Raw genomic sequence first — 21,438 nt, 5'->3', positions numbered from 1 at the left:
TCCAGCATCAGCGTATAGCAATCGTCAATCCTTTGCTCCAGTCTTTCCATTCATTATTGTAGTAGAGATACGCTGAGTTGGCGGCGCCGGTGTAGTGTCCTGCCACTTCGGCTTTCAGATCAAGTGCAATGGAGTGAACAGCCGATGGCCCCAGTTCCCGGTAGTAAAATGCGATGCGGTCTCCGATGATCTCATAAAAGTCAAACACACCTTTTTCTTGTAGTGCTTTCAACTGCCAGGGTTGTGCACTGAGGCCGCCGGGGATGCCCACCACCGCCATGGTCATGGGAAGGCCGTCGTGTGTTTTGTTGGTTAGCGTCACATTCATTCGCACGGTCTCATTCACGCGCACGGCCGTTTGAAGCAGGGAGGTCTTGATGCTTATTTTGCACAGGTCGCTGGACATGGGCGTTTTCGAGCTCCATTGTAATTGAAGGTGAAACGGGATTGGGTGTTTGGTCTTGGCAAAGGCAACGCGGATGGATTGTGGGCCATCGCCGGTCAGGTTATCCGCGAAATGATTAAGCGTGAGTTTCTCCTGTGTGCCCTTTTGATAGGTCAGGAGGCCGCCGGGTTGGTTGTTTACCGTCAGTTGGATCTCACCGCCTTCTTGTGGGGTGCGCATTACGCGGGCATACGCGGTGAGGGCCTGTAGGCATACGGTGGTGGCTTGGGTTGAGCCGAAGCCGCCGTAGCTGCGATGTTGAAGAATGTTTTGAATACAGGCTGCCATCATACTATGGTGCGCATAGCCTTCCCGGGCCAGCGCCTGCACCCAGAAACCCAGGGTCTCCTGTAAGAGTGATTCTCCCCAGCTATACGTAATGGAACAGTTTGGAGAAAGAGAAGCTAGACCGCGTGTATGCGCCACTTCCAGGAAGTAGTTCACAAAGCGGTGATAATCATCCAACGCTCCCAGCGTGAAGGCTGCATTGGCGATGAGCGCCATGCGATAGGGATCTTTACTTTTCCAAGCCTCGTCGCGCGCGGTTTCATATTCCTTCTGAATGTCGGTAGAGCCGGTAAGGGCGAGCGCATACATGATGTAGGCATTGTTCACTGCCGCAGGAGCGGCGGAAAATCCATACTTGCCCCGGTTTTGTTTGAACCCGCCGTGGCTATCGCGGCGGGACAACAGCCAGTCGCGGGTGCGTTTCAGCATCGCGTCGTCCACTTGGGGGTACACTTTTTTCATCTCATAAAATTCAACAAGGCCATATGCCGATAGCGCCTCGTGTGCCGGTGGGTGGCCAAACCACTCAAAGCCGCCGCCGGCAATTTCGTAGGCCGCGAGTTGTTTGTATCCGTCTTTTATCAGATCCAACGCGCGCGTGTTCACTGCCGGATCGATCGTCCCCGACTCCCGCATAAACTGCAGGGCAAGGATATTGGGAAAGGTGCTCGACGACACCTGCTCAAAGCAACCGTGCGGTTCCATCAAAATGGATTCGGCGCCGTGAAAGAGATCGCTGATCACGTCGGGGAAAGCGGCGAATTTTGCCTGGAGTGACCCTTGTTCTATATCGTGAACAGAAAAATGGACCAGCGTATCCAATGTCTTCGCACCAACGTCAAGCTGTACCGGAAAACCTACCGGGTGAACCTGCACGATCTGCCGGATCTCGTCGTGTCTGCCGTTGCTGGTGAGGCGGATCGCGATGGGGTAGCGCCCGGTTTTGGCTTTTGGAAGAAGGGTCACGACTACCGTCTCTGTGGTGGAGGCCCCAACGTTCACGGGCAGCATTCGTGTTGACGTCATCAATTCATCGGGTAGGTCGAGGGTTAGCTCTCCGGCCAATATTTTAGGGGTGGTATTTTTGATGCGCACTTGAATTCTGAGCGTGTCCTCATACCCGATAAATTCCGGCAACTTGGCATCGAGTGAAAAGGGTAATTGGGTGAAATAGGTTTCTTCTTTTCGCCCCAATAAGCCGCGACCGGAAATTCCTTCGGCCGTGATGCGGAAACTGCTCACCGCATCGGTGTTGTAAAACGAAACGGTGGCCTCGCCTTTTTCGTCCGTTACGATGGAAGGGTTCCAATATACGGTGGTGCGAAAATCCTGGCGCTCCTCAATCTGGTCCCTCTTGGAATAGGTGGGGGCATAGAATTCGCGCGTGGCCGTAAAGGCCCGGGGTTGCACCATCACGTGCGAAAACCGCGCGCGGCGTTTCCGCTGCGAATAACTCCCGAAGTAGAGCCGCGAGCGCGTGTTGATCACGATCGCGCCGTTCGATGCCCGGCTGCCATAAAGCGCAGAAGCCTCTGGCGAAAGGAGCACGGTGATGCTCTCCACATCGTCGGGACTCACCAGGCCACTGGTTGAGAAATTGCTGTTGAGACTGTTGGACACCGGCACGCCGTCGATCACAAAGAGGGGCTCGTTCCCAGCCAAATAGGAACCGACGCCTCTCAATCGCATGTTGGACGAAGCCCCTGTATTTCCATTTTGGTGAGTGATCGCAATACCCGGAGCCCGGCACAGCAGTGCTGCTTCAAGGTTTACGGCCGGAACGAAAGGAACCCAGTCGTTTGTCCGCATCACGGAAACGAACCCGGTAAGATCCCTTCGCTCGGAAGCAGCATATCCCACCACCACCACTTCATTCAGCGATTGCACGTCTTCCTGCATACGAAGATCCAACCCAATTCCTTTTCCAACCTGAAGCGACGGTACTACGGCGGGCATACGATTATCTTGCACCGTCTCGCTTCGTGTAGGTTCGTATAGAACAGAATCGCTGCCGATGAGCTGGTAAGATGCACGGGCACCTGTAATTTCTTTCTGCAAGATGATGTGGCTGGTGCTGCTGGTGAGCAAGAGCATCGGCGTGGTAGCATCGGTATTTTTGAATAAGAAATTGCCGTCAGCCTTGGCCCGGACCTTGATGATGCGTCGTTTGTTGTTGAGTTCTATCAGGGTGACTTCATCGTCGATGCCCCGGCCCTTTTCATCGGCTACTTGCCCAAAGAGGAGGCCTTCCTTTTCGGGTGTATAGGCAAGCGTCTTTTCAGTAGCCAGATCGTGCCAGTGGAATCTTCGCCAGCCTTGTGTCATCAGCAGGTAGTCCAACGCCTGAGAGGCTTTTGGTTCTTCTTTGTTGAAATAGAAAGATGGCTCCTGAATTTCGCCTTTCACCTCCGAGGAGAGCAGGAACCAGGAGAGCATATTGTCCTGCTTATCGTTGGCCAGTGAGATGAGTTGATCATCGGCCACGGCCAGCGACAGTTTTGCCGGAATAGGATGGCCTTTGTCGTCGGACGTTTCGATGTGGAGGGAAACTTTTTCGCGGGGTTGATATTGTTTCTTGTCGGGCGTCAGCTTCAAGGACAATTGCCGGTCGGGATTGACGAACGCCAGGCGCTCACATTGCTCCAATCCCTGCGCATCAAACACCGTGAACACGGCCACGCCGGCAGGAAACAATTTTGTGTTCACCCGGATGGCGTTGCTCCCTTTTTGAAACGAGATCTTTTCGGCGTGGTAGATCTCGCCTTGTAGTTGTCCCACCAGGTAGCCCGTGGTGGCGAGAGGAGCCGTGATCTCAAAGGCGATCTCCGATTGATCCTGAGCACCCTTATGCAGTGCGAAACCATCCGGCCGCGCTGTTGGAAGCGGTGTTGTTGCGACAATACCCGCCGGCGTTTTCAGTACCGCGTGATATCGCCTTCCGGACTTCGGATGAAAGGTAAACGCCCCCATGCCCATGTGATAGCTCTCAAAACTGCAGACAAACCGGTCGTGCTCATCGCGGATCTCCCCGGCGACATCGGCACCTTTTCCAAATTCGTTCACGGCTTTAAACGCCACAGTGTTGGTTATGCCATCGAGAAGATCACCACCTTCCGGGAAGAATTGCAGTGTGATGTGATTCAGCACGATGGGAACGGCCCGTGAAATGGACTCTTCCACACCGTTGTCGGCGACGATCGCTTGCAGCAAGCCGTCGGAAGTTTTTAGGTCTGTGGGCAGGGTGAAGGTAAGGGTAGCCGTACCTTGTTCGCTGGCCCTCAATTCCGAAGAAAAGACTTGCTCGCCGGAAAGCGCGACGGTGTACTTTAGGGTTGCGGCGACAGTTTCGTTCTTAAGATTTTTTGCAGTGAGCTTTGCCTTCACCACATCACCGGGGCCATAGGCTTCTTTTTCGAAATCGAGTTTTAGCAGCAGGCGTGGGGTGATCACGGTTTGGACCTGGATCTTTTTGCGAAAGACATTTTCAGCGCCACCATTTTTCATCCACTGCGTATAGGCTTTGATGGTATACAGTCCGCCGGATGCGTTGTCGGTGAGTTTGAAATCACCCCGGGTGGTCCCGTCCTTCACAAACAAATCCAGGCGCGAAGCCACATTGCCGCGGGGATCGATCAGTTCGACATACACCACATCGCTGATCTTGGTTGGCGTGTTATGGCGGGCTTCCAGCACAAAGGCATTGAACCAAATGTCTTCCCCCGGCTTATAGAAGGGTTTGTCAAATTGGAGATACACCTTTTCGTCCGGATAGCGTTCGTTGAAGCGCTGCAGGGTGGCTTTCAATTTTTCGAGAAACGGAACGCTGTCGGAAGCCTGTAGGATAATGCCGGCGAGCAGGGTGAAGGCGATATAAAGAAGACGTTTCATAGGTTAGAATTTTAAGGTGATCAAAGCACTGAAGCTGCGGGTGGCCGGGGTGTTGAAAAGGTCGAGGCCAGCGCCGGTACTATAGCCGAATAATGTCGACGACGGATCAACGCCTTTATAGGGGGTGATCAACAATAGGTTTCTTGCCGTCAGCGCAAAGTTCATTTCCTTGACGAACCTGCGCGTCCGCGAGCGTAAAGTGGAATAGGATAGGGTTACTTCATTCAACCGAAGCCAGGAGGTCTTTTGAATGTAGTCTTCGCCCACGCCAGCCCAACCCTGACGCACCCAGCGATTGGATTCCACGGGTTGATTCGGGTTAGCAAAATCGACGGGTTTTGTGTTGGTGTGACCATTCTCATCCACGCCTTCGAAGACAAACTGGCTGATGTTTCGCTGGTCGGCGGTGGTGGCCGATCGTCCCAGGTAGTCCAGCATGCGGGCGGTACCGTTCCACGCGTCGCCGCCTTTTTTATAATCCACCAAAATGGAAACGGTGATGCGCTGCCAGTTCACGTGTGCACCCATGCTCGACACCCAGTCGGGAATAGGATTGCCGATCATTTTGAGGGAAGGGTCGATCACGGGATAGCCATCGCTATCGATAACCCGTTGCCCGTTTTCGTTTCGCAAATAAGTAGTTCCATAGATCGCTCCAACCGGTTTGCCCGCCGCCAGCACGGAAGCCACAGATTCAAAGCCCGCCAGCGGAACAAATGCATCCGGAGTATTCAAGGTCTCGGCTACGGTGCGATACGAGCTCCATCGCAGATTGATACCCCATCCCAGTTTGTCTGACGAATACACCGACCTGTTGTAGCTTAGGGATGCCGTTGTACCCGTGTTTCGAATGGAGGCTACATTCTGAAGCGAAAATTGTCCCTGTCCCCACTGGGGTGCGATGAAGTTGCTGGTGAGATTATTGAAATAGGCAAAGTCAAAATTAAAGTTATTGAACATGATCAGCGAAAGCCCTGTCTCCAGCTTTCGATCGGTCTCCGGGAGTAGCCCCGACCGGAAGAAGAGTTCGGTGGACTCGAAAAACCGGTTGTAAGTTTGCAGCGACTGTCGCGTGGACAGATAAGACCAATTGTTGTACACCAAGGGCGCTTCATGCAAGCTGCGCGAAACGGAGAAATAGGGCTCGAGCTTATCGATGGGGTCCATATACAACCGCGAAGCCAGATTTGCACTTACCGCTGCCATCGGAAATAGATTGGTGTAAAGTTTGGAGTTGACCGTAGAGGAGAAGTAGTTCCTTTCCGAAAGCTTGATCAGCAAAAAGTCTTCAAAGCGATATTGGCCACCCACCGAAGTTTCATGCACCGTCCGCGAGAGCGATCGTTGAAGCCGCGCGCTACGGGTGGCCTCTTCAAAGTCCAGGTCCGGAGTGTTGAAGTCGAATCCGTCTTCGCGGTGGAGCGTGCGTTGCGTATAGTGGAGCTGATACGAAGCCGAGAACTTGAACGCTTCGTTAGGACTCGTGTATTCCGGGGACACGAAGCCTTTGGCCACGGTCTCATCATCGTCACGGTGGGTAAGTCTTCCGGAGGGGTAGCCAGCATAGTCGACCGGAAATCCGTGCACGATCGTGTTCCCTTGCTTTTCAAAACTGGCATTGCCCGTGAGCTTGACCTTGCGGATGACGGTGCTTTGCAGGGTTAGGGTGGAGAAGAAGCGGTTTTGTTGTTCGTGATCGGGCAAGGTGCTGAGGAGTCCATATGGATTGTCGACTGCGCCGGGTGCATGTGTGCGGGGGCTTCCGTCGGCAAGCTTGTAAGCTTCGGGGGCGTGTAATGCTGATGGGCCAAGTCCATTAGTGTTGTCGAACGTTGCCGGTGTGCGATAGATCGAACCTACGATGGTGGCCAGGTTGGCGCCGCGATTCATCAGCGTGCCGGCAGAATGATTATAGGTGAGCATCCCGTCGATCGTGGTGTGCGAAGTGAGGCGAAAACGTTTTAGCGCCACCGAGATGTTTTGACGTTTGTAGTCGGTGTTTGGGATCACACCCGATCGCGTCCGGTTCTCCAGGTCCAGCGAAAGCATCCCTTTTTTTAATGCGGGGATCATCAGCAAAAGCTCGGCCGACGTGGTCATGCCCGTGCGAAAAATACGGGAAGGATCATAGGCCTGTGCGGCATTTCCATTCCCCGTTCCGGCGGCGACCAAACGACCCTGGCGATCGAAGGGGTAGCTGCTGCCATCAAACTCCAGGGTTCGCACCAATGGTCCCCAGCTAAAGATCTCTTGCTGGTCGGGACCTCTCCAGGTCGTTTGTCCATTTACGGGCCGGCCCTGTGCAAAGGTGGTTTGCAGGGAAGGGAGCTTGTTCACGCGCTCCAGGCCAACGGACAACGTAAAACGTCCGCTGGCTACATCGTTGGTGCCTTGTGGCTCGAAGGTTGCGATCGAATATTTCTTTCCGGTCAGCCGGATGGATTTGATCTGGTCGGGTGGGATAGACCCACGGTTGGAATAGGATGGAGTTTCATCGGTGAGCACGGCCACGCCGGGTTCCTGGGTCTGGGTGGAGTCTTTAAGGGAAAAGGATGGGCCTGTTGTTTTCCTTTGCGGGGGAATGCGCGGTGAGGTGGTGCTGAGATTGTCGGCCGTAACGACCACTTCGCTGGTTCGCATGCCGACAAATGAAAACAACAGGGTGGCGCCGACCGGTACATCGATCGTGTAGTATCCTTCGGCGTCGGTTGTGGTGCCCGTATCGGTTCCTTTGATGACGACATTGACACCGGGCAGTGGATTGTCACCCGAATCGAGCAGCCTTCCGGACACGGTGCGCATTTGTGCGTTTGCGTGACCGGCGTAGCCTAGGAAGAAGAGAAATGTTAAAAGTCGGAATGTAGAGATTCGCGTCATGCTACTTTTTTGGTTCAGGTAGCATTAGGATGCGGGGGTGATGCGCTTTCCATAGAGGATCGCTTGATTTTTTTTTGAAGGGCAGGAGCGCTTCAAAACGGTGCTTCAAAACCGGCGATGTAAGGAGGGCTTTTGGGCTGGTTTAGGTTGGTTTGGGTCGGACTATGTGGCTTCGGTCCTCGGTGTCTGCCGGGGTTCGTTTCAGTTCGTTCGAAGCCTATCCAGATTCATTGCGCTCGAAATTCGGGATGTCTTGAATTTCTGGCGTGCGTTTTTAGGTAGCGCGTGCCTGGGACATGACGTCGTTGGGGGATGTTTCTCAATATGAGGGCTGTTACACCCTCAAGAACACATTCTTGCGATATAAGAAATACAAGAATACCCACTCCATGGCGAGATAGCAGATCACATACACCAGCGCGTTCCAGGGTTCTCCTGCGAGTTGTAGCAACCAGCCAAAGATCGACTTCGTCGTGTAGTCCCAGTTAATGAAATCTCCTGACATGTAGATGAGGATGGAGTTCATGCCGATGATGGTGAAGAAGAAGGCCCATTTTTTTATTCCTTTCACATCGATGATGTAGTAGAAGAGCGACAGCAGGATCAGGCTCAATCCACCGACGTGCAGCACGAATGAGCTGGACCACAGATTCTTGTTGATGGGGAACACCAGGTTCCAGACCTGCGCAAGAATGAGAGAAACCAATCCCATGATCAGCATCTGGAGTGCCTTTCGCGTCGCGGTTTGCGTGCCGTATTTTAAGAGATTGCCGGTGAAGATCCCCAGCAGCGCCGTACTGATGGCGGGGATGGTGGAGACCAGGCCTTCGGGGTCGTGGATGCCTTTGTAGAGGCGGCCGGGCATGAGGAGGCGGTCGAGGTAGGAGGCGAAGTTTCCTTCCATGGTGAGATCGCCGGCGGCAAATCCGGGGGCTGCGTTGAAGAGCAGAAGCAGCCAGTAGCCTATGAGCAGCGACCAAAACCAGATGATCTGTCCGCGTTGTTTGGTGTAGAGGAAGATGATGTTGGCAAACATGTAGGCGAGACCGATGCGTCCCAGCACGCTGCCGAAACGGATCTCGGCGATGGGTTTAAGTTCCAGCCCGTTGTTGTGAATGACGCCGAGCACGACGAGGATCAATCCTCGTTTGATGACCTTGAGCAACAGTTGCTCGCGCGTCTTGCCCTTCTCCAGTTCCTTGGCCATGGAGTAGGGGGTGGCTACGCCGGCAAGGAAGAGGAAGAGTGGGAAGATGAGGTCATAGATTCTGAACCCATGCCAATCGGGATGGGTGAATTGATGAGCAATGGCTTCCATCGCCGGTGAGCCGGTGATCTTGGCAAGGGCGTGAAAGATCTCTTCGCCGCCGATGATCCAGAACATGTCGAAGCCCCGGAGGGCGTCGAGGGAATACAGGCGTTGGGTTGGGGTGATGGAAGCCATGCTACGGGGTCGGGTTTTTATTTGGAGAGGTCTTTGATCCGGATGTTTTTGAATTTTACGACGGTGCCGTGGCCCAGAAAGGCAATGTGACCTTTGTGGCTGTTCAAGCCCGGATGGTCCTTGTGATCGAGGGTACCGTTCTTGGAGGCTTTTTTCACGTCGCCTTCCACGATCACTGTGCCGTTGAGGGTCACTTTGATGTTGTCGCCTTTCACCTGCACTTCTTCATAGTTCCATTCGCCCAGGGGTTTCAGGAACTCGCGCTTCGCCGGTATTATGCCGTAGACGGAGCCGTGATATTGGTAAACTTCCAGTTTGGAATATACCGGTGCCGTGTTGTCGAGGATCTGGATCTCTTTTCCAACGTAAGCCACATCGCCTTCTAACGGGGCGTGTATACCCAGTCCGTTGTTGGCGCCGGGAGTGAGCTGGAACTCAAAGCGGAAGATGAAGTCGCTGTATTCTTTTTCGGTGTTCAGGTTGCCGTGGCTTTCGTTTGTGGGATAGATGGCGATGGTGTTGTCTTCCACGACATAATCCGTTTTGTTGCCCACCCATCCGTCGAGGTCTTTGCCGTTGAAGAGGACGTTATAGCCTTGTGCTTTTTCTTCCGGTGTAAGTTGATACGGCTTCGAGTTGAGTTCTTTCACATAGAGATTGCGGAAGGCCAGTTCGGTGCCGTGCGCTTGCAGTTCGATGGCTTCTTCGGCGAAGATGGGGAGTGTGCGATCCCAGTAATTTTCCATGACCACATTGTCGACTACCAGCACGCCGTTGAGGTGCACCGTTACGCGGTCGCCGATCATTTTGATGTGGAACGTGTTCCATTCACCAATCGGGTTGTCGGCCACTACAAGGGGTGTGCTTCTTTCCTTTTGATTGTTGTACAGGCCACCGGAACCCACCTGCGCGCCGACGTCGATGCGGGCCAGGTCCCAGATCTGTATTTGCGGAGAGCCGCGGAGATAGATTCCGCTGTCGCCGTTTTTGGAGATCTTCCAGTCGACGAGCATTTCAAAATCGCCATAGGGGCGTGCGGTGCAGAGGTTGGCGCCGTCGCCTTGGAAGTAGATGCAGCCGTCTTTCACGCTCCAGTTGTTTTTCACTTTGGCGTTGGCTTCCGCCTGTTTTTTGGCGAGCACTTCCTTGGTCATTTTAGAACGTGCGATCGGATTCTCTACCAGGCCTTGCCAGCCGGAGAGATCCTTGCCATTGAAGATCGACTCATATCCTTTTGTGTAAGGCATCTTTTCCATGTAGGTGCGTATGTCGATGCGTTCGTATTGACTGTCGGCGCCCGTGAGTTTGTCCAACATGTGTTGCAGGGTGTTGCGTACTTCAACACCGGTGAGACCGGGTTTGGCATCGGACGTGGGCAGCGCAATCTGCATGGCCGAGCGGCTGGCCGCACTGCTGAGGTTGGCATCGTCGATGTATTGGGATACGAACATGAGCGACAAAAATGTTCTCACGCGACCGGCAGCTTCAATGACGTTGCTTTGTTCGTCCTTGTTGGCGGCCAGGGGCATGACCTCGCGCAGCAGGAGCAGCTTCTCATCGTCGGGCCAGGTAGAGGCGGCCACTTGTGAAATGAACGCGTCGAATGCGGCAGCGTGATATTTCTTTAAGCTTTCGTCTTTGCGAATGGCAAGCAAGGTTCTGGCGGCATCGTTGTTCTGCCAGTGGGTGAGCGCTTCAAAGGCAACTTCCTTTTCTTTTCCTTCGCCTTTATAGAAAGACGCGACGACTTTTTCCAAGGCACCGCTGTCTTTTACGTAGGGAAGAACGGGAAGCAACTTGGTTTTTTCTTTTGCGTAGGCGGCGTCCAACAGGGCGACGGAATTGGTGTCCAGGCCAGAAGCGAGCGCAGACTGAATGGCCTTTATCTCATTCTCGTTTTCGGTTGCCGCGAGCATGGTGAGCAATGCCGGCGTGTTGCTGCCAGCCGAAACGGCGGGGAGTGCCTCGAACGCAGCGCTTTTCACAGCGGCATCATTGGAGGCGGTGAGTTTGGCGACCACATCAAATTGATCGGTGGCGCGTCGGGCTCCCAACATCTGAACGAGGGCAACTTTGTTCTTCGGTTGGGCGGTTTCTATTTTCTGAGCGATCAGTGCACCGTTTTCCTTGCCGGCCAATTGGAGCGTCGCTGCTTTTGCTGCAGCGAGTTCTGTGTCATCCGTTGAACGGAGCAAGTAGTCCAACAGGGCGGCGACATACTTTTTGTCTTTGCTCGCGGCAATCTCCGCCGCGGCTGTCATGCGGGTTTGCTGTTCTTTGGACGAAAGGGCGGGCAATACGGTGCTTTCGATAAAACCTGCATTGCGATTTGCTTTCGACAACATCGCCAGGATATCGGCCTGTGCCGCACCCGTTGCTTTTTTATATTCCTTTGTCCAGCTCTTCAAGGCTTCGGGACGATTGGCAGAAAGTACGGCGACCTTCAGTACCTCTTTTTGATATTCGCTATCAAACAGGCTGCGGTCTTTGATGAGGACCTTTACGGAGCCATCGGGATCGGCCAACGTGAGGCCTTTCAAGGCGGCGAGTCTGAAGTGTTGTTGGTCAGGTGCCGGGGTGTTCTCCAACATGGTGTTGCTGATCTCCTTTGCCAGTGTGGCGTTCCCGTTCACCGTGATTTGGTGTAGGTACTCTACCAGCGCCACGGTGGCTTCGGTAGGATCGTTCTTGAACCCCACTTTTTTTGCTTCTGCCAGCAGGAGGTTTGATGACGTGGCATCGGCCAGCAAGGCGAGGGCCCACAATGCTTGTTTCTTCACCTGCGGATCATTGCTGGCGGCCAGCGTAGTGATGGATGACAGGGCAGGTTTATACTTAAAGGTGCCGAGGGACTTGATCAGTTTTATCTGCGTCTCTGCCGGCTGACTAGCCACGGCGTTGGCAATGGCCTTCCGCGCATCGTCCGTGTCGATAGAAACCAAAGCGGAGACCGCCTGGTTGAAGAGGTCTTTGTCGGAGATGTAGGGCGCCAGCACAGTCACAGCGGCATTGGAGCCGATCAGCTTCAGGTTGTCAATGAAATAGGCTTTCACTTCCACGTCGCTAGTCTTTCCCAGCGCTGCCAGGTAGGCGCGTTCAATTTGTGCCTTGTCCTCTTTGGAGGTGGCATAGTGGGTGAGGAGGGACACGCCATAGCGATAGGGTATGCCCGCGGCGTTGCCATTGGGCTGAACCCCTTCGGTGAGGGCCGCGATGCCGGGGTCGCCAAAGCCTATGATTTCCTTGTAGAGGCGGAGGGCCTGGGGATTGTCGGTGGCGGGCAGCAGGGCCAGTACGTCCGCTACTTTTGTTTTCATCAAACGCTGGTCCTGGGCCCAAAGCACTTGGGGAATGAGCAGGGACAGGAACAGGGCGATGCGTATGAAGGTAGTTGGTTTCATTTTTTCGATAGGTTCTTTACGTAATGACTAGATTTTCCAGGCGCCGCGCATGGGCTGATGGATCAGGCGGTTTGCCGCCTCATCGTTGATGAACTCCTGTTTCACCGGGTCGAAGTCCAGGGACCGGCCCAATTGCAGGGCGATCTTGCCCATGTTCACGATGGTGGCAGAGCGGTGGCCGTTCAATTCGTTGAGGGCGAATTTCTTGCGGGTCTTCACGGCATCCGAAAACAGGCCTACCTGGGGTTCGGGATCGGGCAAGGTGTCGATCACTTTGAGGATGTTGGGAATGTCTGACCGGAAGCCACGGTAGATCTTTCCTTTGGGGCCTTCGATGTAGGGCACGGAGGTGTCTTTGTTTTCGCCGTCGAGGATGATCTTGCAACCGTCGGCATAGGTAAACTCGATCCTTCTCCAGGTTCCCACGGCGTCGTCGTGTTGCTGGGGCGCGTCCACGTCCACGCGGATGGGGCTGGTGTTGTCTTTGCCGAGGAAGTATTGCACGGGGTCGATGTAGTGTTGTCCCATGTCGCCGAGTCCACCGCCGTCGTAGTCCCAGTAGCCTCTAAAGGTGCTGTGCACGCGGTGGGGGTTGTAGGGTTTGTATTGTGCAGGACCCAGCCACATATCGTAGTCCAGTTCCTGGGGCACGGGTGTGGGTTCGAGGTTGGTTTTACCGACCCAATAGAATTTCCAGTTGAACCCGGTCACGCCGCTGATGGTCACTTTGAGGGGCCAGCCCAGAATGCCGCTGTCCACGGCCTTTTTCAGGGGTTTCACTTCGGTGCCGAGGCCATAGAAGTTGTCTTTGAAACGGAACCACGTGTTGAGCCTGAACATGCGGCCGTATTGCTCCATGGCTTCCACCACGCGTTTTCCTTCGCCGATGGTCCGGGTCATGGGTTTCTCGCACCACACGTCCTTGCCAGCCTGGGCCGCCATCACCGACATGAGGCCGTGCCAATGGGGCGGGGTGGCAATGTGGACCACGTCGATATCGGGTTGGGCGATCAGTTCTCTGAAATCGGAATAGCCTCGCACATTTCCGCCGGCCAGGGCAATGCCCTCCTTCAAATGGATTTTATCCACATCGCACATGGCGATCACTTTTGTGCCTTCATAGGGAATGTGGCCACGTCCCATGCCGCCCACACCGATGATGCCTTTGGTGAGGGTGTCGCTGGGGGCGATAAAACCTTTGCCCAGTACATGGCGGGGCACGATGGCAAAAGCACCCAGGGCCAGGGCCGATTTCTTCAGGAAGTCTCTGCGGGAGCTTTCTTTTAAGCTGACGTTCTTCTTTTTCATTTCTTGGTATAGGTTAGGTGCCTCTGTTGAGACATTCTTGTAAGACTTGGTATGCAATAAGTATATTAATCGAGTTTTTTAAAAACATTTTTTGGGTCAATGGATGAAATTGGACCCTATTATTTTGGTGTGCGGGAGGCACACGGAAAAACCTAACGGTCAGCAGGAAAAGAGCCCTTCGCGTGGTCCGGAAAATATTCGCAAAGTGCGTAGGGGAATGCGCGATGTGGGTACGTCGCTGATGAGGCATGTGCGATAGGAGCATTTGCTGTAAGTTTGACCTAAAATGAAGATCGGTTGTGCGTGCTTCTGCTTAGATTCCAGAAATCAAACAATGTTTAATGGTGAAATTCAAATGGACTGTTATCTGCCTCGTGCTGTGTACGATAAGTTGTTCGAGCCCCCAAAGCAAGTTTGAGTTTTTAAGTCAGCAGGATTCAGTTTTGTTCTCTTTCCAGGGGCATCAGGTGGAGTCAATAAAAGACACTTCCTATTCAATAGGTCAAGGGCCTGATTCGACGGCGAGGACTAAGGCTATAGATCTTTATATCGATGAGAATATTGCGAGCGAATTGTCAAAGGTCAGGGGCGAATTTTTTGGGGGCACCTTTTTGATAACCCTTGCCGATGGCCGGAGTGTAGCGGTGAGAATACGGGATGTTTTTATGTCAGATGCATGGCTGTGCCCGTCGATTAGTGCGGAGCGGAATAGACTTTTTATGCCGGAGCCAGGGGGGCCGTTAAAGATTAGCTGGTTCGATCTGCCGGAGAGTAAATACGATTCCGAATGCCGGGAGCGAGTACAGCAAATGCGAGAGGTCTTTCAAAGTATTAAAACAGAGGTTGGAAATCGTTAGCGGTGAACCTGCAGCTATACCCAGCCTTCGCGCGGTCCGGAAAATATTCGCAACGTGCGTAGGGGAATGCGCGATGTGATATCGGCTTGTTGATGAAGTGCCGTGGCAAGAATCGGGGCGTTGGCATCGTAGTTTGGAGCCGATCGACCATTTGACAGAGCCCTCTATAAGGTATCCACCCATTGCGCGGTTCGGATAAGTTTGTTAGTTTGGTTTCTCAAAATCAATGGCTAGCCGAAAACGTTGGGCATAATTTAAAAAAACAGAAATGTTGAATTGGTTCATAATACCGAAAAAGATCCCAATCAAAAGAGAAGAGGACTATCACACACATTACATTGGAAAGACGAGTGACGGCCGGCAGTTTTTTGGTTACGAGACATTTGTTTTTCCGAAAGGAGTACCCGTTTCGGATGACTGGACAAAAGTCAGACGAGAGTATGCTGTTTTGTACATCTTTGATAAAGACGGGAATTACCTTACAACAACGCATTGGTTTGCAGGGACGACTTCTGAAACGAACGACTCCTTAATCCGGAAGAAACTTGAGGAGTTGATAAGCGAACTGGGAGATGTGACTTATACCGACATCATCGTCAGGCCTTTCAAGACGATCATTGACGGACACGTTTTTGGACACGTGCCAAACAGGCTGTTTAGAACCGTGGACTTAGAACCCAGTTCGACGATTTCCTTTCGTTGGCCATGGGACGGTGAATATGACACCTAAAAAACTGCGCTCGACATGGATTTTGATTTTTCAAAGCGATCCGAAGAAGTAATACTTCACGCACATAAAGAAGCCATAAGGGCAGAATCCGCCGAGGTCACTCCTGGGCATTTATTCCTAGGCATTGTCAAGATAGATGATCAAACGAGAAAGGCCTTGCTTAACGTTGGGATGGATATCGAGGACATGGTCAGTACCCTTACAAAGAACCACCATGAACGAGGAGGGCATAAAGAGGGCAAAACCATAAGACTTTCAAAGTCATCTGAAAAGATTATGAAAATTGCGCCTTTAGAAGCAAAGCTATTAAAACAGGAGTTGGTGGAGCCTCACCATATGCTACTTTCGATTTTAAGGGACCCTTCGAATTTAGTGTACCAGGAATTTGAAAAGCAAAACATGATAGAGGGCACAAGAAAAGAAATCGAACACCAGGTTAGTTCAGGCTTTTTAAAAGCAAAAAAAGGATTCTTTACAAAATGGTTCTGATATAAGAAACGGCCCAGCTACCCTCATAAAGCTCCCGCAAAAGTGATTGCTGCCTCCCACTGCGCCGAAATGAGGCCGATCTAATGTTTCCTTAATGTTAAGTCCCTGTTTCCGGTTTAATGATTTAGCAACACCAATTATCAATCGCCCCTCAATTTTTTTGAGACCTTTGTATCGTAGATTCTGAAAAGATGAAAGCATTCTTGTTCGCCCTGATCATCTTCGTTGCCGTAGACGCCAGTGTGCTGAACGCAGATTTTAAGCAGCGTGCCGAAGAGGATGAGATCGAATTTTCAGATGTGGCACTGGAAATGTCACACGAGGTCTCTGTCCAGATGGCGAAAAGACCTTGGGCACGGACGATGCGCATCAACACCGGCAAGGTTTGTCAACCGAAGTTAAACGACCAGCATACTGAGCTTTGGAGTTACACCACGACGCCGGCCGAGGTAGCCGTGAACTCCGATGCGTAAGATTCACATGATCTGAATTCCTGCACGTTCCTGCAGACGACTTTATAAAAGCTTATTGTTCTAGTTCAAATACGTCTTCTATGAAAACGATACTATCGATTTGTTTATTTTTATCCATTCCTTTCCTGATCCACGCCCAGGTGACCACCAGTTCGGTCAGCGGCAAGATCACCGACGCCAAGGGCGACGATCTTCCGGGAGCAACGATTCAGCTGGTGTACAAGCCCACCAACACGGTGTATGGCGTAGCCACCAACGTTGACGGACGCTATGCGCTGCGCAACCTGAACCCGGGCGGACCCTATGAAGCCACCGTTACTTTTGTAGGCTATCAGGTAGAAAAACTTTCGGACATCACCCTTAAACTTGGCGAAACCCTGAAGCTTGACTTTCAATTGAAAGAAGAGTCCACCCAGTTACAGGAAGTTCAGGTGATTGCCGGAAACATCCTGGACCTCAACAAAACCGGCGCCAGCAATAGTGTGAGCAAAGAACAGATCCAATCGCTGCCTACGCTGAGCCGCAGCTTTTCGGATTTTACACGCCTCACACCCCAGGCCAGCAACAACTCATTTGCCGGCACGAACTTCCGCTACAACAACATCACCCTCGACGGCGCCATCAACAACGACGCCATCGGCTTTAGCCCTTCATTAGGCGGCGTGAGCGGCACGGCCAACCAGCCCGGCAGCAGCACGCGTACCAATTCGTTCAGCCTCGACGCCATCCAGGAAGTGCAAGTGCAATTGGCTCCCTATGATGTTACGCTCGGTAACTTCACGGGTGGAAGCATCAACGCCGTATCGCGCAGCGGTAGCAACAACGTGACGGGCTCCGTGTACGGCTTTGGAAGAAATTCGGCCATCACCGGAAAATACAAAGGTTCCGATAAATTGGGCGACGGCTCTATCAGCAGTGCCTATCACGATTACCAGACCGGTTTCCGCGTTGGATTTCCGTTGGTGAAAGACAAATTGTTTTGGTTTACGAACGAAGAAATCACCCGCAGCCAGATTCCGTTGTTCTTCCCCGCCGGTGCACCCAACTATTTCATGACCACGGACATTGCTAACCAGATCGTCAATAAACTGAACACGCTTCCGGTTTCGACTTACAATCCTACCGGTGGCTACGATCCCGGCGCAACGCAGGACTATAACATCTATTCCAAAAGCGTAAAATTCTTCAACCGCCTCGACTGGATCATCAACAAGAACCACTCACTGGCCATCCGCAACAACTCGGTTATTTCCGAAGCCAGCAACCTGGAGCGTTCTACGACCGAATTTCAATTTGGTAACTACGACTTCGTTCAGAAGAACCACAACATCAGCACCGTGGCCGAATTGAAAAGCCGCTTTGGCAACGCCACCAGCAACAGCTTGATCCTGGGCTACACCGACATCACCGACAGCCGCAATCCAAACGGTTCACTTTTCCCTCAGATTCAAATCAACGGCATTGGCAGCGGCCACGCCCTGATTGGAACAAACCGCGAAGCCGCCGTCTTCAACATGCATCAGAAGACCTTTGAAGTGACGGACAACTTCCGTTGGTTCACCGGCAATCACTCGTTCACGTTCGGAACGCACAATGAATTTTATAAGATCGACTATACGTTCATCAACTCCTACAACGGACGGTTCGACTACGCCAGCTTAGCCGACTTCCTGGCCGACAAACCTTCGCGGATGCGCGCCATCTACAACCCCGGCGACAACAGCCTGGCAAACAACCTGGCCAACTCTCCGGCGAAATTCAATATCTCGCTGAACAGCCTTTATGTGCAAGATGAACTGGCCGTGAATTCTAAATTGGTGTTGACCTACGGACTGCGTGCCGACATGACGGTGATGCCCAGCACACCTCCGGCCGATTCGCACGCCCTTTTCCCCAATCCTCCCGCCAATTATGGAACAACCTATACCTACGACCATCCGGTGGCTTCAAACACCAATAAGTTCTTCGGACAGGTATATGTGTCACCCCGTGTAGGCTTTAACTATGATGTGAAAGGTGACAAATCGCTGGTGCTGCGTGGCGGTAGCGGATTGTTCACTGGCCGTATACCCTTCGCCTGGTTGGGTTATGCATACGTGAACGATGGCAAAACTTACGCCGCCATGGATTTGAACCCTCCGAAAGCCGGCACACCGATCCCTACAGATCCCACCCAATTCAAAAACTTTGCGGCGGCCAATGGCTCGGCAAACCGGAACGAGTTGGACCTCATCGACAAGAATTTCCAAATGCCCAGAATGTGGAGAAGCAACCTGGCGGTGGACTTTGTGTTGGGCGATGGTTATAAGCTGACCCTCGAAGGCCTCTACACCAAAACCATCAAGGATGTGCAGATCAAACAGATCAACCTGAAAGACTCTGTATATTATGCTGCGACGGATGTGGGTCAGCAACAGCCCCTGTATTTGTCGGGTGGCGCTACGGGCAACCGGGTTAGCAATGCTTTCTCCAGCGTGTACCTGATCACGAACACGAACAAAGGCTCCCGCTATTCACTGACCGCCCAACTCTCGAAACAATATGCCTTCGGCCTGGGCTTTATGGCAGCGTATACGTACGGACAGTCGAAAGACATCCTGAACGGTATCCGCAATTCGCCTGAATCGGGATGGCAGTTGAACCAGGCGTTGAATCCCAACAACCCTGCGTTGACCTATTCCAACTTTGATATCCGTCACCGGATCGTGGCTACGGTGCAATACAGAAAAGCCTGGAATGAAAAATTGACTTCCTACATCTCGTTGATCTCGACCAATCAATCCGGCTCGCCGTTCACCTGGGTGAACACGGCCAACAGCAACCTGACCCGCTCGGGTCAACAGATCGACCTGATGTTCATTCCTGCTTCCGCAGACCAGATCAACCTGGTGGACAGAAAGAACGCCGATGGTACGACCACGACGGCCGCGCAACAATATGCCGACCTTGCCGACTTTATCAACAAAGATCCTTACCTGAGCAAACACAAAGGAGAATTCACCGAACGCAACGCGGCGCGCACACCCTGGAACAACCTGTTGGATCTTCGCCTCATGCAAGACATCAACCTCAAGGTAGGAGAGAAGACACACACCCTGCAGATCACCTTTGACGTGATCAACTTCTCCAACATGCTCAACAAGAGCTGGGGAACGGTGTACTTCACGCCCAACACGCAGAACTCTTCTGTCGACATGGGACTTCGCGTGACCCGCGCCAACAACTCCACTGCGCAACCTACTTATACTTTTACACGGCCCACGTCATCGTATTCGATCGACCAGTTCAGCTCGCGCTGGCAAGGACAATTGGGCGTGCGATACAGCTTCTAGAGAGACCCACTGTTTAAAATCAAAACCCATCGTCATGTTGTTTGTGACGATGGGTTTTTGCTTTCTGCGGAAGGTGAAGGGTCATTTCTTCTTTTTCTGTGCTTCTGTTTTTTGAGACATGGCCGCCGCTCGTCTTTCCTCCTTGATCTCATCGAGAACGCCTTCTAAGATCGTTGTCGGGTTGAAACTGGGCGGGATCGAGCGTAGTGGATATTCTTTGAAGGTGGCGGCAAATTTGAAGACGTCGTCCATTACGCCGTAGATCGCCCCAACCTGGTTAATAAGCCAATCCCAATAGGTGTTCGATGTGATGTCGGCTCGCTCGTAGGGATCCTGAAAGAGGTTATAGACCTTCTGGAGACGAAGTTTTGTGAAGGGCTCTGCCCACAACCCCATGGTGCCCTGCAGGCGTTGTTCTGCGAAAACGTATTTGTAATCGCCTTCCCGCATGGCGACCAGCAGGCCATCATCATCGGCATAGAAGAAGTTATTGCGAGCGCTCTTCACGGAAGACGTGCCGACGGTGCCGCTCACGGTTTTGAGAAACGTGGATTGATCGAACCCGTCGAGGTGCACTTTGTAGGTCTTGCCGTTGGCCACATAGCCTTTCAGACATTTATTAATGATGTCCGGCTCGCCGGCGATGGCGCAGAGGGTGGGGATCCAATCGTTGTGACTCATCAGTTCGTCGGTTACCGTACCGGGTTTGACCACGCCAGGCCAGCGCACGAGGCAGGGCACGCGGAAGGCGCCTTCCCAGTTTGTATTCTTTTCACTGCGGAAAGCCGTCATGGCGCCGTCGGGCCACGTGTTCATGTGCGGGCCGTTGTCGGATGAGTAGACGACGAGCGTGTTGTTGGCGATTCCCATGTCGTCCAGTGCTTTGAGTAATGTGCCGATGGTTTCATCGTGCTCGATCATGCCGTCGACGTATTCGCTGTCGCCGTGTTTGTATCGTCCGCGGTGTTCGGCGCGTACGTGGGTGCGCATGTGCATGCGTGTGGCGTTGAACCAGCAGAAGAAGGGTTTATTAGCCGAGTGCATCCGCTTCATAAAATCGATGGCCGCCGCCGACGTTTCATCGTCGATGGTTTCCATGCGCTTCTTGGTGAGTGGGCCGCTGTCCTCGATGGTTTGTTTGCCGATCTTGCCAAAGCGTGCATCGGGGATGGCGGGATCGTCGCGGTCTGTGGCCTTGCATTTTAAGACGCCACGCGGACCATACTTGGCCAAGTAGGCGGGGTCTTTCGGATAGTCTGGCAGTTCGGGTTCCTCTTCGGCGTTGAGGTGATAGAGGTTGCCAAAGAATTCGTCAAAGCCGTTTACGGTGGGCAGGCTTTCGTTGCGATCGCCCACATGGTTCTTCCCAAATTGACCGGTAGCATAGCCGAGTTGTTTGAGAAGACCCCCGACGGAGGGATCCAACTGGCTCATGCCCATGGGGGCCCCCGGAAAACCCACCTTGGTGAGACCCGTGCGAAGGCCATGCTGCCCCGTGAGAAATGCGGCGCGGCCGGCTGTGCAGCTTTGCTCGCCATAGTAGTGCAGAAAACGAATACCCTCGTTGCCGATGCGATCGATGTTCGGCGTGGTATAGCCCATCAGGCCGTCGCTGTAGGCACTGATGTTGCTGATGCCGATGTCATCACCCCACAGGATGAGGATGTTCGGCTTTTGCTGCGCCTGTGAAACAGACGCCGTGAGGCTCACGACGATGGTGAGCAGTGAAAATAGTTTTGTGCTGTACGATACTTTCATGATGATAGGGGTTACGTTGTACAGTGGTTTTGAAATCCGGTAGCGTGACGCCTAAAGGCCTCTCATCACCGTTGGCTAGTTACACTTCGGTTGTCTTAAATGATAGTTAAACACCGTTAAACACCGTGAAGGGCTAACGATGTACGGA

General features: G+C 52.9%; 10 protein-coding genes. 4 read left to right on the top strand and 6 right to left on the bottom strand.

What is annotated here, in order from left to right; genetic code table 11:
• Nucleotides 1-7: 7 nt before the first annotated feature.
• From BUB30_RS03605 to BUB30_RS03585, 5 genes are all read right to left on the bottom strand, one after another.
• Nucleotides 8-4,621, bottom strand: coding sequence for an MG2 domain-containing protein (locus tag BUB30_RS03605; protein WP_073131131.1), 4,614 nt, complete (start codon nucleotides 4,619-4,621; stop codon nucleotides 8-10).
• Nucleotides 4,622-4,624: 3 nt separating this feature from the next.
• Nucleotides 4,625-7,498 (bottom strand): carboxypeptidase-like regulatory domain-containing protein, encoded by a 2,874-nt coding sequence (locus tag BUB30_RS03600; RefSeq protein WP_084137883.1) that lies wholly within the window; start codon nucleotides 7,496-7,498, stop codon nucleotides 4,625-4,627.
• 334 nt (nucleotides 7,499-7,832) lie between these two features.
• On the bottom strand, nucleotides 7,833-8,942 hold the full coding sequence (locus BUB30_RS03595; protein ID WP_073131128.1) for an acyltransferase family protein: 1,110 nt from the start codon (nucleotides 8,940-8,942) through the stop codon (nucleotides 7,833-7,835).
• Between the two features lie 17 nt (nucleotides 8,943-8,959).
• A complete protein-coding gene (locus tag BUB30_RS35555; RefSeq protein ID WP_073131127.1) occupies nucleotides 8,960-12,343 on the bottom strand; it encodes a DUF1080 domain-containing protein in 3,384 nt (1,127 codons plus the stop codon).
• Between the two features lie 27 nt (nucleotides 12,344-12,370).
• Entirely contained in the window at nucleotides 12,371-13,651 is a 1,281-nt protein-coding gene (locus BUB30_RS03585) for a Gfo/Idh/MocA family oxidoreductase (RefSeq protein WP_073131126.1), read from the bottom strand.
• A gap of 1,125 nt (nucleotides 13,652-14,776) precedes the next feature.
• Between BUB30_RS03585 and BUB30_RS03575 the strand changes: the two genes are divergently transcribed.
• From BUB30_RS03575 to BUB30_RS03560, 4 genes are all read left to right on the top strand, one after another.
• A complete protein-coding gene (locus tag BUB30_RS03575; protein ID WP_073131124.1) occupies nucleotides 14,777-15,238 on the top strand; it encodes a hypothetical protein in 462 nt (153 codons plus the stop codon).
• 15 nt (nucleotides 15,239-15,253) lie between these two features.
• Entirely contained in the window at nucleotides 15,254-15,727 is a 474-nt protein-coding gene (locus tag BUB30_RS03570) for a Clp protease N-terminal domain-containing protein (protein ID WP_073131122.1), read from the top strand.
• 191 nt (nucleotides 15,728-15,918) lie between these two features.
• On the top strand, nucleotides 15,919-16,200 hold the full coding sequence (locus BUB30_RS03565; protein WP_073131120.1) for a hypothetical protein: 282 nt from the start codon (nucleotides 15,919-15,921) through the stop codon (nucleotides 16,198-16,200).
• An 80-nt stretch (nucleotides 16,201-16,280) separates the two neighbouring features.
• Nucleotides 16,281-19,532, top strand: coding sequence for a TonB-dependent receptor (locus BUB30_RS03560; protein WP_073131118.1), 3,252 nt, complete (start codon nucleotides 16,281-16,283; stop codon nucleotides 19,530-19,532).
• 81 nt (nucleotides 19,533-19,613) lie between these two features.
• Here the strand turns inward: BUB30_RS03560 and BUB30_RS03555 are convergent, their stop codons facing one another.
• Nucleotides 19,614-21,290, bottom strand: a complete 1,677-nt coding sequence (locus BUB30_RS03555; protein WP_084137882.1) for an arylsulfatase — start codon at nucleotides 21,288-21,290, stop codon at nucleotides 19,614-19,616.
• Nucleotides 21,291-21,438 lie beyond the last annotated feature (148 nt).

The organism is Chryseolinea serpens (assembly GCF_900129725.1).
Lineage (GTDB): Bacteria > Bacteroidota > Bacteroidia > Cytophagales > Cyclobacteriaceae > Chryseolinea > Chryseolinea serpens.
This window is presented reverse-complemented; position numbering and strand designations above follow the sequence as displayed.